General features: G+C 64.0%; 13 protein-coding genes. 8 read left to right on the top strand and 5 right to left on the bottom strand.

Annotated elements, in window-relative coordinates:
* Nucleotides 1-10: 10 nt before the first annotated feature.
* From RFM41_RS00560 to RFM41_RS00545, 4 genes are all read left to right on the top strand, one after another.
* Nucleotides 11-1,891, top strand: a complete 1,881-nt coding sequence (locus tag RFM41_RS00560) for an ABC transporter ATP-binding protein (RefSeq protein ID WP_320245590.1) — start codon at nt 11-13, stop codon at nt 1,889-1,891.
* A 219-nt stretch (nt 1,892-2,110) separates the two neighbouring features.
* On the top strand, nt 2,111-4,003 hold the full coding sequence (locus RFM41_RS00555; protein WP_320245589.1) for an ABC transporter ATP-binding protein: 1,893 nt from the start codon (nt 2,111-2,113) through the stop codon (nt 4,001-4,003).
* Nucleotides 4,000-5,883, top strand: coding sequence for an ABC transporter ATP-binding protein (locus RFM41_RS00550; protein ID WP_320245588.1), 1,884 nt, complete (start codon nt 4,000-4,002; stop codon nt 5,881-5,883). The genes RFM41_RS00555 and RFM41_RS00550 overlap by 4 nt, the downstream gene beginning before the upstream one ends.
* Nucleotides 5,884-5,892: 9 nt before the next feature.
* Entirely contained in the window at nt 5,893-6,204 is a 312-nt protein-coding gene (locus RFM41_RS00545) for a DUF6665 family protein (protein ID WP_320245587.1), read from the top strand.
* A gap of 106 nt (nt 6,205-6,310) precedes the next feature.
* Here RFM41_RS00545 and RFM41_RS00540 read toward each other — a convergent pair whose 3' ends face one another.
* Nucleotides 6,311-6,655, bottom strand: a complete 345-nt coding sequence (locus RFM41_RS00540; protein WP_320246189.1) for a cupin domain-containing protein — start codon at nt 6,653-6,655, stop codon at nt 6,311-6,313.
* 312 nt (nt 6,656-6,967) lie between these two features.
* On the opposite strand from RFM41_RS00540, the gene petA reads away from it, so the two are divergent.
* The 4 genes from petA (at nt 6,968) to RFM41_RS00520 (ending at nt 10,365) form a co-directional block, all read left to right on the top strand.
* Nucleotides 6,968-7,528, top strand: a complete 561-nt coding sequence (petA, locus tag RFM41_RS00535; RefSeq protein ID WP_042647595.1) for a ubiquinol-cytochrome c reductase iron-sulfur subunit — start codon at nt 6,968-6,970, stop codon at nt 7,526-7,528.
* A 16-nt stretch (nt 7,529-7,544) separates the two neighbouring features.
* Complete coding sequence (locus RFM41_RS00530; protein WP_320245586.1) at nt 7,545-8,846, top strand: cytochrome b; 1,302 nt, start codon at nt 7,545-7,547, stop codon at nt 8,844-8,846.
* Nucleotides 8,847-8,867: 21 nt separating this feature from the next.
* Entirely contained in the window at nt 8,868-9,722 is an 855-nt protein-coding gene (locus tag RFM41_RS00525; RefSeq protein WP_320245585.1) for a cytochrome c1, read from the top strand.
* A 97-nt stretch (nt 9,723-9,819) separates the two neighbouring features.
* Complete coding sequence (locus RFM41_RS00520; protein ID WP_320245584.1) at nt 9,820-10,365, top strand: adenine phosphoribosyltransferase; 546 nt, start codon at nt 9,820-9,822, stop codon at nt 10,363-10,365.
* 165 nt (nt 10,366-10,530) lie between these two features.
* Here the strand turns inward: RFM41_RS00520 and RFM41_RS00515 are convergent, their stop codons facing one another.
* The 4 genes from RFM41_RS00515 to RFM41_RS00500 form a co-directional block, all read right to left on the bottom strand.
* A complete protein-coding gene (locus tag RFM41_RS00515; protein WP_320245583.1) occupies nt 10,531-11,001 on the bottom strand; it encodes a MaoC family dehydratase in 471 nt (156 codons plus the stop codon).
* Nucleotides 10,998-11,459, bottom strand: a complete 462-nt coding sequence (locus tag RFM41_RS00510) for a MaoC family dehydratase (protein ID WP_320245582.1) — start codon at nt 11,457-11,459, stop codon at nt 10,998-11,000. Before RFM41_RS00510 ends, RFM41_RS00515 begins: the two co-directional genes overlap by 4 nt.
* A gap of 92 nt (nt 11,460-11,551) precedes the next feature.
* The gene (ychF, locus tag RFM41_RS00505; protein ID WP_320245581.1) at nt 11,552-12,655 is read right to left on the bottom strand and encodes a redox-regulated ATPase YchF; all 1,104 of its coding nucleotides are present in this window, start codon (nt 12,653-12,655) and stop codon (nt 11,552-11,554) included.
* A gap of 117 nt (nt 12,656-12,772) precedes the next feature.
* A complete protein-coding gene (locus RFM41_RS00500) occupies nt 12,773-13,525 on the bottom strand; it encodes a tetratricopeptide repeat protein (RefSeq protein ID WP_320245580.1) in 753 nt (250 codons plus the stop codon).
* Nucleotides 13,526-13,594: the final 69 nt, after the last annotated feature.

Genomic DNA, 13,594 nt, shown 5'->3' with positions numbered 1-13,594 from the left:
AGTGCCTGGAATGTTCCGCTGGTTTGAAAACAGGCTCAATCCCTTCCCGGCCGCGGAGCCGGTCGAGCCGCCGAGGACGCTGGTCGCGTTCTGCGTGCATTATACGCGAGGCGCCTGGCCCTACATCATCATGGATGCGGTGCTGGTGACGGCGATCTCCATCGCCGAAGTGTGGATGTTCGGCTTCATGGGCCGCATCGTCGACTGGCTGTCCGGGCAAAACCGCGAAACCTTCCTGCAGACGGAAAGCTGGAAGCTCGCCGGCATGGCTTTCGTCGTGCTGTTCGCGCTGCCGGGTACGGTCTGGCTGCACTCGCTGCTCAACCAGCAGACGCTGATGGGCAACTATCCGATGCGCATCCGCTGGCAGGTGCATCGCTATCTGCTCAAGCAGTCGATGGCTTTCTATCAGGACGAATTCGCCGGCCGCATCGCCACCAAGCTGATGCAGACGGCGCTCGCCGTGCGCGAATGCGTGATCAAGCTGATCGACGTCTTGAACTACGTCATTGTCTATTTCCTCGGCATGCTGTTTATCGTCGGCTCGGCCGATTGGCGGCTGGCTGCGCCGCTCGCCGTCTGGCTGGTCGGCTATATCGGGCTGCTGCGCTTTTTCATCCCGCGGCTCGGCAAGGTCGGCGAGGAACAGGCCAACGCGCGCTCGACCATGACCGGCCGCGTCGTCGACAGCTACACCAATATCCAGACGGTGAAGCTGTTTTCGCACGCGCGGCGCGAGGCGACCTTCGCCAGGGAAGGCATGGCGAACTTCCTCGACACCGTCTACCGCTCGATGCGGCTGGTGACGGTGCTCTACGGCCTGCTCTACATCCTGAATTCGCTGCTGCTGTTCTCGGTCACGGCGATCTCGCTGTGGCTTTGGCTGGAGCAAGCGGTGACGATCGGCGCGGTCGCCGTGGTCATCGGCCTTGTGCTGCGCATGTGGGGTATGTCGCAGTGGATCATGTGGGAGATGTCCGGGCTGTTCGAGAATATCGGCACGGTGCAGGACGGCATCCAGTCGATCTCCCTGCCGCGCCTTGTCGAGGACAGGCCGGGCGCCAGGGACATCGCCGTCAGCCAGGGCGAGATCCGTTTCGACCATATCGGCTTCCACTATGGAAAGCAGAAGGGCGTCATCGAGAACCTGTCGCTCACCGTGAAGCCCGGCGAGAAGGTCGGCATTGTCGGGCGTTCCGGCGCCGGCAAGTCGACGCTGGTCAACCTCTTGCTGCGTTTCTACGACCTGGAAAGCGGCAGGATCCTGGTCGACGGCCAGGAAATCGCGGCGGTGACGCAGGATTCGCTGCGCGCGCAGATCGGCATGGTGACGCAGGACACCTCGCTGCTGCATCGCTCGGTGAAGGAGAACATCCTCTACGGCCGGCCGGACGCGACCGACGAGATGCTCATCGAGGCGGCGCGGCGGGCGGAGGCGCTCGATTTCATCGGCGGGCTTTCGGACCACAACGGCCGCAAGGGCTTCGACGCTCACGTCGGCGACCGTGGCGTGAAACTGTCCGGCGGCCAGCGGCAGCGCATCGCGATCGCCCGCGTCATGCTGAAGGACGCGCCGATCCTGATCCTGGACGAGGCGACGTCGGCGCTCGATTCGGAAGCCGAGGCGGCCATCCAGGAGAACCTCTACAAGCTGATGGAGGGCAAGACCGTGATTGCCATCGCGCACCGCCTGTCGACCATCGCGGCGATGGACAGGCTCGTCGTCATGGACAAGGGCCGCATCATCGAGGAAGGCTCGCATGAGGAACTCGTCGCCAGGGGCGGGCTCTATGCCCAGCTCTGGCAGCGTCAGTCGGGCGGCTTCCTGCTCGATGATGCGCCGGTCGGGCCTGATGCGAAGGCACCTCAATCCGAGATGGCGGCGGAGTAACGCGATCGCGATTGCAGCAATTCGAGGAAGTGGTTTCCGTCCGGAATTGCGCAAACAAAGACTTGGAGCGGTCCGGCGGTTCTGTGAGCCGTCGAGCCGCTCCGGCATCAAGGTTACGGCGATTGCCGGGAATCGTTCCCGGGCGTAACCACGACCTGGTCAGAGACCGCGGGCGATCAGATCGGGCGCCGGCGGGTTTCCGGCGCCTATGAGAGAAAAATGTTCGACCGCATCTTTACCTGGTTCGAAAGCCGTTATTCGCCGGTGGCGCTGGCCGACGACAGGCAGCCGCCAATGGGACTTTGGCGGTTCTACTGGTATTTCATAAGGCAGTTTCGCGCCGCCTATTGGCTGCGCATCGTCATCGTTGCCGTCGCGGCAATAGTGGACGCGATGCTACCGATTTTCGTCGGCCTGATCGTGGGCCTGCTCTCCAGCACCAAGCCGGGCGATTTCTTTGTCGCGCATGGGCCGCTGCTCGTCCTGATGGCCTGCATAGTGATGCTGCGTCCGCTGTCGATGGTCATCGACGCTCTCATCCGCAATCATGCCATCGCGCCCAATCTCATCGACCTCATCCGCTGGCAGAGCCATTGGCATGTCGTGCGCCAGGACTGGTCATTCTTCCAGAACGACTTCGCCGGCCGCATCGGAACCAAGGTCATGCAGAGCGGCGATTCGATGGAGATGAGCGTCAACCTCACTGTCGATGCCGTCTGGTATGCGCTTGTCTTCGTTGCGGTCGCCATCGTCGTGCTGGCGCGGCTCGATCTGCTTCTCCTGGCTGTCGTGGCGGTGTGGCTGGTGTTCTATTGCCTGATCTTCTGGTCTGCGATGCCCAGGATCACGCAACGCTCGTCCCAACTGTCGGAGCGATGGTCGCAGGTGAGCGGCCGCATGGTCGACAGCTATACCAACATCCTGACGCTCAAGACATTCTCGACCGGCGAGCACGAGGACAAATATGTCTCGCAAGCGGTGGTCGAGCACGCCGACACGTTCTACCAGCTGATGCGCGTTTTCACGCTGATGTGGTCGGCCTTGTTCATCCTCAACGCGGTGCTGCTTATCGCCGTGAGCTGGCTGGCGCTCCTCGGCTGGAACGCCGGCGCCATGACCACGGCGGCCGTGGCGACGGCGATACCGTTCGCGCTGCAGATCGCCAACATCTCCGGCAGGATCCTCGATGTCGGCGCCAACGTCTTCCGGCAGATCGGCGTCGCCAGCAACTCGATGACGACGATCGCTCGGCCGATCGTGATGCAGGACCAGCCTGACGCACCGGCCCTCGTCGTGACCGCCGGCGGCATCGAGTTCGACCGGGTGAACTTCAACTACTGGCGCAAGGACGGCAAAGGCGGCGTCATCGACAATCTGTCGCTGAAGATCGCGCCGGGCGAGCGGGTCGGCCTGATCGGCCGTTCGGGAGCCGGCAAGTCGACGCTGGTCAATCTCGTGCTGCGGCTGTTCGACGTGCAGGACGGCAAGGTGCTGATCGACGGGCAGGACATCCGCAACGTCTCGCAGGAAAGCGTCCGCGCGGCGATCGGCTTCGTCAACCAGGACACCTCGCTCTTGCATCGATCCGTTCGCGAGAACCTCAAATATGGGCGCCAGTCGGCCAGCGACGAGGCGATGTTCAGCGCCGCCAAAGCCGCGCAGATCGACGATGTGATCGCGGGGCTGACCGATCCGCATGGGCAAAGCGGCTATGAGGCGCTCGTCGGCGAGCGCGGCGTGAAGCTGTCCGGCGGCCAGCGGCAACGCATCGCAATTGCCCGCGTTATGCTGAAGGACGCGCCGATCCTCATTCTCGACGAGGCGACGTCCGCGCTCGATTCGGAGGTGGAAGCGGCCATCCAGGAGAACCTCTACAAGCTCATGCAAGGCAAGACCGTCATCGCCATCGCCCACCGCCTGTCGACCATTGCGGCGATGGATCGGCTCGTCGTCATGGACAAGGGCCGCATCGTCGAGGAAGGCTCGCATGAGGCTTTGATCGCCAGCGGCGGCCTCTACGCCCAGCTCTGGCGGCGCCAGTCGGGCGGCTTCCTGCTCGAGGAAAAGCAGGCGGCCGAGGACCGGGCGACGAAAGGTGAAGCCGCCGAATGATGCAAGCCATCTATCGCTGGTTCGAGCACTGGGTCTACCCGTTCCGCGAGCCCGCGAATCTGCGGCCGCCAGCCAGCGTCGGCGGCTTCCTCTGGCACTATGTCGGCCAGGCGAAGCTCGCCTTCTTCGCCATGCTGATCATCGGCGGCATCGCCCCGCTGGTCGAAGCCGGCCTGTTCTATTTCGTCGGAAGGCTGGTCGATATCCTCGACCAGTTGCCCGGCGAGCGCAGCTGGCACGCGCTTTGGGCCGCGGCCGGTCCCGAGCTTTTGTTCATGGGCGCGGTGGTGCTCGTCATCCGCACGGCCGTCGTCGGCCTGTCGGCGCTGGTCGACGAGCAGACGATCACGCCCGGCTTCTACAATCTTGTGCGCTGGCAGGCGCACCGGCATGTCTCGCGCCAGTCCTACGCCTTCTTCCAGAACGATTTCGCCGGCCGCATCGCGACAAAAGTCTGGCAGGCGGGGCAGGCGACGGGCGACCTGATGGAAAGCTTCATCGAGGTGGTCTGGTTCATGATCGTCTATACGGTCACCACGCTGGCGCTGGTCGCGGGGCTGGATTTGCGGCTGGCGGTCATGGTGGTGGTGTGGATCGCCGCGTTCGGCTGGCTGGCCAAACTCTATCTGCCGGCGATCCGCAAGCATGCCGAGGCGACCGCCGAGGCCGGCTCGATGATCACCGGCCGCATCGTTGATTCCTATTCCAACGTGCAGACGCTGAAACTGTTTTCGGCCGATGGCGACGACCGCTATATCCGCAGCGGTTTCGACATCTATCTCGACGCGTTGCGGCCGTTCACGCGCCGGCTGACCGGCGTGCGCATGGCGCTGACCATGCTTTCCGGCGTCATGATCACCGCGATCGCCGCCTTTGCCATCTATCTGTGGGTCGAAGGCTCGATCACTGTCGGCGCCGTCGCCTTCACCCTGTCGCTGGTGCTGAGGCTCAATATGCTGCTCGGCCGCCTGATGATGCAGCTCAACGGCATCCTGCGGAACCTCGGCGTGCTGGAGAATTCCAAGGCGCTGATCTCGCAGCCGCTCGGCCTGACCGACGCGCCGGACGCCAGGGAACTGGTCGTCACCGGCGGGCGCATCGACGTCAGCAACGTCACCTTCCATTACGGCAAAGGGGCGGGCGTGCTCGACGGCATCGATCTCGTTGTGCGCCCGGGCGAGAAGGTCGGTCTGGTCGGCCCGTCCGGCGCCGGCAAGACGACCTTGGCCAACCTGATCCTGCGCCTCTACGACCTCGAAGGCGGTCAGATCCTGATAGACGGCCAGGATATCGCGCATGTGACGCAGAATTCGCTGCGCGGCAATATCGGCGTGGTCAGCCAGGACACCGCGCTGTTCCACCGCTCGCTGCGCGACAACATCAAGCTCGGCATGCCGGACGCCACCGACGCGCAGGTGATCGCGGCGGCGAAAAAGGCCGAGGCGCATGACTTCATCCTGGGACTGCGCGACAACCGCGGTCGCGCCGGCTACGAGGCCTATGTCGGCGAACGCGGCGTGAAGCTCTCCGGCGGGCAGCGGCAGCGCGTGGCGATTGCTCGCGTCTTCCTCAAGGATGCGCCGATTCTCATCCTCGACGAGGCGACCTCGGCGCTCGATTCGGACATCGAGGCGGCGATCCAGGAGAATCTGACCCGGCTGATGGAAAGCAAGACCGTGATCGCCATCGCGCACCGGCTCTCCACCATCGCGGCGCTCGACCGGCTGGTGGTGCTCGACGGCGGCCGCATCGTCGAACAAGGCACGCATGACGAGCTGGTCGCGCTCGACGGGCTCTATGCGCGGCTCTGGAAACGGCAGTCAGGCGGCTTCCTGTTCAACGAGGAAAGCGCGCTGGAAGAGACGCGGCCAGCGGAGTAGAACGGCATCATGTCGGTACGCATGCCCACCAATTTCGGACGGTCAGGCGCGCAGGAAAGCGCGCTCGACCTGCTCGGCCACGAGATCCTCGCCGAAAAGGCCGCAGCGCTCGGCCGGGCCGGCCAGCGCGTGGAGGAAACCCTTGCCAAATTGCGCGGGGGCGGCGAGGGCGAGCATCGCAACCTGCTGCTCAAGGAAGCGGCCGCGGCCGTCCATGCCTATTTCATCCAGCGCGAGCTCTGCGGTTTGCGCAAGCATGATGCCGTGATCCGCGAATACGACATCCCAAGGGCGGTTCTGGTCAGGCTGGGCGCCAGCTAGAGCGTTTCACCGTTTCACGGAAACGGCGAACCGCTCTATCTCCTTGTTTTGACGCAATTCCGGGCGGAAAACCGCTCACACTTTTCCTGGAATTGCTCTGAACCAGCTATTCCAGCCACTCGGTGATGAAGTGGCCGTTCTCGTGGATGTCGGTGCTTTCGAGCGGGCCGGGACCGAGATTGGTGAATTTGTGCGGCGTGTCGGGCGGCACGATCAGGATCTGGCCGGCCGTGGCCTTGATTTCCTGGTCGCCGATCGTGAACAGGCCTGTGCCGGAGCGGATGACGAAGATTTCCGCATAAGGGTGCTTGTGCAGGCGCGGACCGCCGCCGACCTTCGGCTGATGGTTGAAGATCAGGCAGGAATTGGCGCCGAACTGGCCGCATTGCAGCTCGCCTTTCCAACGGTCGGGGGCTTCGGCCCAGCTGTCGCGTTCAATGACATGCGCCATGGCCGAACAATAGACCGGGCCAGGAGCCGATGTCGAGGCGAACACCGGCCCGATTTCGGCCCGGATTTCCCGCTGTTTCACCCTGTCCGGCGGCCTGGCAGGGACGCGCCGGCTAGGGTCGCCGCGCATCCCCGCGACAATCTGCCCTTGTGGCCTCACCCCGCTGGACAAAAACGGGCTGCCCGCATAAACCGAAAATCCAAATGCCGGAGGAATTCGCTAGCCTGTTCGCCATGCGCTGTCGGGCAGGTGCGATTGAGCGGGGACAAGGCTCGGCCTCCGGTTAGGAAGAGGCGAAAGGATCAGGCACCCGTGAGCGCAACCGACATCCACGATCCCAACCGTCGCGATTTTCTCTACGTAGCCACCGGCATGGCCGCCGTCGTCGGCGCGGGAGCCGTCGCGTGGCCGTTCATCGACCAGATGCGCCCTGACGCCTCGACGCTGGCGCTGGCCTCGGTCGAGGTCGATGTCTCCTCGCTGCAACCCGGCAGCTCGCTGATCGTCAAATGGCGCGGCAAGCCGGTGGTGGTGCGCAACCGCACCGAAAAGGAAATGAAGGACGGCGAAGCCGTCAATCTCGCCGATCTGAAGGACCCGATCGCGCGCAATGCCAATCTGCCGTCCGATGCGCCGGCGACCGACGCCAACCGCACCACGCCCGGCAAGGAAGCCTGGATGGTGATGGTGCAGGTCTGCACCCATCTCGGCTGCATCCCGCTCGGCCAGGAAGGCGATTTCGGCGGCTGGTTCTGCCCGTGCCACGGTTCGCAGTACGACACCGCCGGCCGCATCCGCAAAGGCCCGGCGCCGGAGAACATGGCGATCCCGGTATTCAAGTTCATTTCCGATACCAAGATCCTTATCGGTTGAGGCAGGGGATATTTCGATGAGCGAGGGACACTCGACCTATACGCCCAAGACCGGTATCGAGCGCTGGTTCGACGCCCGCATGCCGCTGCCGCGGCTGATCTATGACAGCTTCGTCGCCTATCCGGTGCCGCGCAACCTCAACTACATGTGGACGTTCGGCGGCATCCTGTCGATCATGCTGGTCGCGCAGATCCTGACCGGCATCGTGCTGGCGATGCACTACACGTCCGACACCAATCTCGCCTTCGATTCGGTCGAGAAGATCATGCGCGACGTGAATTCGGGATGGCTGCTGCGCTATCTCCATTCTAACGGCGCCTCGTTCTTCTTCGTCGCCGTCTACATCCACATCTTCCGCGGCCTGTTCTACGGCTCCTACAAGGCGCCGCGCGAGCTCCTGTGGATCCTCGGCTGCATCATCTACCTGCTGATGATGGCCACCGGCTTCATGGGCTATGTGCTGCCATGGGGTCAGATGAGCTTCTGGGGCGCCACCGTCATCACCGGCTTCTTCAGCGCCATCCCGCTGGTCGGCAACTGGATCCAGCAGCTGCTGCTCGGTGGCTTCGCCGTCGACGATCCGACGCTGAACCGCTTCTTTGCGCTGCATTACCTGTTGCCGTTCATGATCGCCGGTGTCGTCGTGCTGCATATCTGGGCGCTGCATGTCGTGGGCCAGTCGAACCCGACCGGCATCGAGGTCAAGTCGAAGACCGACACCGTCGCCTTCACGCCTTATGCGACCATCAAGGACGCGTTCGGCATGATCGTGTTCCTGTTCTTCTTCGCCTATTTCGTCTTCTACCTGCCGAATTATCTCGGCCACCCGGACAACTATACGGTCGCCAACCCGCTGAAGACGCCGGCCCATATCGTTCCGGAATGGTACTTCCTGCCGTTCTACGCGATCCTGCGCGCCATCACCTTCAACATCGGCCCGATCAACTCCAAGCTCGGCGGCGTGCTGTGCATGTTCGGCGCCATCGCCATGCTGTTCCTGGTGCCGTGGCTCGACACCTCGAAGGTGCGCTCGGCGGTCTACCGTCCGTGGTACAAGCTGTTCTTCTGGCTGTTCGTGGCCGACGCCATCCTGCTCGGATGGCTGGGCTCGCAGCCGGCGGAAGGCTCTTACGTGTTCATGGCGCAGATGGCGACCTTGTTCTACTTCGCCTTCTTCCTGATCATCATGCCGGTGCTCGGCCTGATCGAGACGCCGCGCAGGCTGCCGAACTCGATCACCGAGGCGGTGCTGGAAAAGAACAAGGGCGGCAGTGGACATCCGGCAGGCGCGACCGCCGCGCCGGAAACCAAAGGCTGAGGATCTGAGGGGATTTTGGGTATGAAGAAGATTCTCACCTCGCTGGCGCTGCTCGGCCTGGTGGTTGCGGGCACCGCGGCCATCGCCGCGGAAGAACAGAACCCGGCCGCACCGACGCATTTCCCGATCAACGAACCGAAGGAAATGAGCTGGAGCTTCGCCGGCCCGTTCGGCACCTATGACAAGGCGCAGCTGCAGCGCGGCCTCAAGGTCTACAAGGAAGTCTGCTCGGCCTGCCACTCGATGAACCTGGTGGCCTTCCGCACGCTGGAAGGGCTCGGCTATTCGGACGCGCAGATCAAGACGCTGGCCGCCGGCTATACCATCCATGACGGCCCGAACGACGCCGGCGACATGTTCGACCGCCCCGGCAAGCCGTCGGACCATTTCCCGGCGCCGTTCCCGAACGAGCAGGCCGCTGCCGCCGCCAATGGTGGCGCAGCCCCGCCTGACATGTCGCTGCTCGCCAAGGCGCGCGGCGTCGAGCGCGGCTTCCCGCGCTTCATCTTCGATATCTTCACCCAGTACGCGCAGGGCGGCCCGGATTACATCCACTCGCTGCTCACCGGCTACGACCAGACGCCGCCGGCCGGCATGGTGATCCCGGAAGGCACGCACTACAATCCGTACTTCCTGTCCGGCGTGTCGCTGAAGATGCCGAAGCCGCTCTCGGACGGACAGGTGACCTATGACGACGGCTCGCCGCAGACCGTCGACCAGTATGCCCGCGACGTCGCGGCCTTCCTGATGTTTGCCGCCGAGCCGCATCTGGAGGAACGCAAGAAGACCGGCTTCCGCGTCATGGTCTTCCTGCTGCTCTTCGGCGCGCTGGTCTACATGACCAAGCGCAGGGTTTGGGCCGACGTGGCGCACTGAGCCGGCCGGCTACCAGAAAAATGCAAGGGCGCCGAAAGGCGCCCTTTTCTTTTCGGCCGCTTGCCGGCAAAACTGTGCGGCAACGGATCAACCGCTCATGAAATCCTCCCTCGAAGACACGCTGCTTTCGGCCATCCGCACCATCCCGGACTATCCGAAGCCCGGTATCCTGTTTCGCGACATCACCACGCTGCTTGGCGACGCGCGCGCCTTCCGCCGCGCCATCGACGAGTTGGTGCATCCCTATGCCGGGCTGAAGATCGACAAGATCGCCGGCATCGAGGCGCGCGGCTTCATCCTCGGGGGCGCCGTGGCGCACCAACTGTCGGCCGGCTTCGTACCGATCCGCAAGAAGGGCAAGCTGCCTTATGAGACGGTGCGCGTGGCCTACAGCCTCGAATACGGGCTGGACGAGATGGAGATGCACAAGGACGGCGTCTCGCCGGGCGAGAAGGTGATCGTCGTCGACGACCTGATCGCCACCGGCGGCACGGCGGAAGCGGCGGTGAGGCTGCTGAGGCAGATCGGCGCCGACATCGTCGCCGCCTGCTTCGTCATCGACTTGCCGGATCTCGGCGGACGCCAGAAGCTGGAAGCGCTCGGCGTGCCGGTCAGGACGCTGATCGGGTTCGAGGGGCATTGAGCGGTTTTCCCCTTCTCCCCTTGTAGGAGAAGGTGGATCGGCGCGTTAGCGCCGAGACGGATGAGGGGTGTTCCAGCGGAGTGAGACGCTGGCTTTCCCTGGAGCACCCCTCATCCGTTGCCTTCGGCGACACCTTCTCCCGCAAGGGGAGAAGGAGAGGTGCAGCTACCCCACCTTCACCAGCACGGCGCTGTCGAATTCGATGACCTTGTCGCCGGTCGAATCAAAGCCCTCCGAGCGCAGCGTGAGCAGGTTCCAGCCTGGGCGCCCGGCAAGCGGGCGGTGGGCCAAGGCGGTGCGGGTGAAGGTCACCGTCTCGCCGGCATAGACCGGCTTTAGCCATTTCAAGTTGCGGAAGCCGGGCGAGGGGCCGAATTCGGGCTGCGGGCCGGGGCCGGTCCAACGCACGCCCTCGGTCTCCATGCGCTTTTCGAGATTGTATTTCATCCAGGTGGCGGCGGTGTGCCAGCCCGAGGCGCAGAGCCCGCCAAGCACGCTCTTCCTCGCCGCCTCTTCATCGACGTGGAAGATCTGCGGATCGTATTTCCTGGCGAACGCCTTGATTTCGTCGGCCTCGAACTTGTGCGAGCCGAGCGTGACGGTTTCGCCGATCAGGAAGTACTCGTCGAGGGTCATGCCGCGGCCTCACGGGTCAGGAACATGCCGGTGTTCTCCAGCTCGAAGACACTCTCGCCGCGCTGGTTGACCAGTTCGCTGCGCATGGTGATCAAGCCGAGCTGGGGCCGCGATTTGGACTGGCGCTTGGACAGGATCGTAACCGTGCCGCGCAGGATGTCGCCGGCCAGAACCGGCTTCTTCCATTTCACATGCTCGATGCCGGGCGACCCTTGAGAGGTCGAATCGAGCAGGAAGGCGTCGCACAGCATGCGCATGAACATCGCGCAGGTGTGCCAGCCCGAAGCCGAAAGCCCGCCGAGGATGCTGGCCTTGCCGGCTTCCTCATCGAGATGCATCGGCTGGGCATCGAACTCCGAGGCGAATTCGATGATCTCGGCAGCGCTTACGGTCTTGCTGCCGATGTCCAGCGATGCGCCCTCGACGAAATCCTCATAAGCCCAGGTCTTTCCGGTCATGTCGGCAATCCGGTTAATCCCAAAGATCGGGCAACCCGGATGCAGGCCTAGGACGATTTGGTCAAGTGATTTCTGGTAAGCCAGTCAGGCACTCAGGTGTTGAACTTGAACAGCATGATGTCGCCGTCCTGGACGACATACTCCTTGCCTTCGTCGCGCGCCTTGCCGGCTTCCTTGGCCGCCACTTCGCCGCCCAGCGTGACGAAGTCATTGTAGGAGATCGTCTGGGCCCGGATGAAGCCGCGCTCGAAATCGGTGTGGATGACGCCGGCGGCCTGCGGCGCCTTGTCACCCTTATGGATCGTCCAGGCGCGCGTCTCCTTCGGTCCGACGGTGAAATAGGTGATGAGATGCAGGAGCTCGTAGCCGGCGCGGATCACCTTGTTGAGGCCAGGCTCGTCGAGGCCGATCGAGGCAAGGAATTCCATTTCCTCCTCGTCGGAAAGCTGGGCGACCTCCGCCTCGATCGCCGCCGAGATCACCACGGTGCCGGCGCCCTGCGCGGCCGCCATCTTCTCCACCGCCCTGGTGTGCTCGTTGCCGGTGGCGGCGTCCGCCTCGGCGACATTGCAGACATAGAGGACGGGATGCGAGGTGAGCAGGTTCAGCCCTTGCAGGATACGCAGATCCTCCGCCGCGATGCCATTGAGCAGGAAGCGCGTCGGCTTGCCGGCCTGCAGCAATTCGAGCGCCGCCTCCATCATCGGTAGCACGGCCATCGCTTCCTTGTCCTTGCCGGAGGCGCGCTTGCGGAACTGGACGATGCGGCGCTCGAGGCTTTCGAGGTCCGCAAGCATCAGCTCGGTCTCGACCGTCTCGGCGTCGGCTACCGGATCGATGCGGCCCTCGACATGGGTGATGTCGTCATCCTCGAAACAGCGCAGCACATGCACGATGGCGTCGACCTCGCGGATGTTGGCGAGGAACTGGTTGCCCAGCCCTTCGCCCTTGGAGGCGCCGCGCACCAGGCCGGCGATGTCGACGAAGGAGATGCGGGTCGGGATGATCTCCTTCGACTTGCCGATCGCCGCGATCTTCCGCAGGCGCGGATCAGGCACCGCCACCTCGCCGGTGTTCGGCTCGATGGTGCAGAAAGGATAGTTGGCGGCCTGCGCGGCGGCCGTCCTGGTCAGCGCGTTGAACAGCGTCGACTTGCCGACGTTGGGCAAGCCAACGATGCCACATTTGAAACCCATGTTCGTCCAGTCCTGTCGGAATTCGATTTTGGTGAGGGCTATGGGCGATAGGGGTGACGAACGTCAAGCCCCGATCGGCCGGGCGGCATCATGGCGGCTAATCTGGTTATCGCGCGATCATCGTGCAAGCCGACGCAGTCTGGCGAGACGCACCGGTTCGCCGCGAACGAAGGCCTGGTCCTGCTCCAGCACCGCCAGCGCATGTTGTGCGCTTTCGCGAGCGCCACTCACGTCGCCGAGAAGGGCGCGGCATTCGGCCAACTCCTCCAGCACATAGGGCGCCTGCGCGCCGTCGGCGGCTGCCGCGGCGACGGTTTCCTCGGCAAGTCGCAGGGCGTCTTCCAGGCATCCCAGCGCGCGCAACGTCCTGATCGCGGCGTAGCGCGCAATGCGCAGCTCGCGCTTCTCGCCGGTCGAGCGGCGCAATTCGACCGCCTGCTCGAACAGGACCAATGCATCGACGAACCGGCCGGCATCGAAGTAGGACCAGCCGAGATTGTTGAGCAGCGGTCCGCGCCAGGTTCCGGCCTCGGGATGCTCGCCGATATAGGCGAGGGCGGACGCTGTCCATTCGATGGCCTCGTCAAGTGTTCCAACGATTGCCAGCATATGCGCGGCGTCCACGGCCAACGCATGGGCCCCGGTCTGCCGCGCCAGTCGCCAGGCTTCGGCGAACAGTGGCCGCGCCTTTTCGCGTTCGCCGGCGGAATTGTGGAGGCGGCCGCGCTCGAGGGAGCAGATCGCGCGGGCTTTCGGATCGTCGCCGGCCAGACGAAAGGCTCGGTCGATCAGCGCGTGGCCCGCGGCGAAGTCTCCGGCCAGGCCGAGTTCCCTGGCGTGTTTCGCCAGATCCGAAACACTGTCCGCCATGCCGATCTCACTTATGACCAGGATGCGATGCCGGCGCCGGCCGAATGCGATCTGAACGGTCGTGCGCCG

The sequence above is a fragment of the Mesorhizobium vachelliae genome (genome assembly GCF_033977325.1).
Taxonomy (GTDB): Bacteria; Pseudomonadota; Alphaproteobacteria; order Rhizobiales; family Rhizobiaceae; genus Mesorhizobium; species Mesorhizobium vachelliae.
The sequence above is the reverse complement of the archived record's forward strand: the minus strand, read 5'-3'. Positions and strand labels throughout refer to the sequence as shown.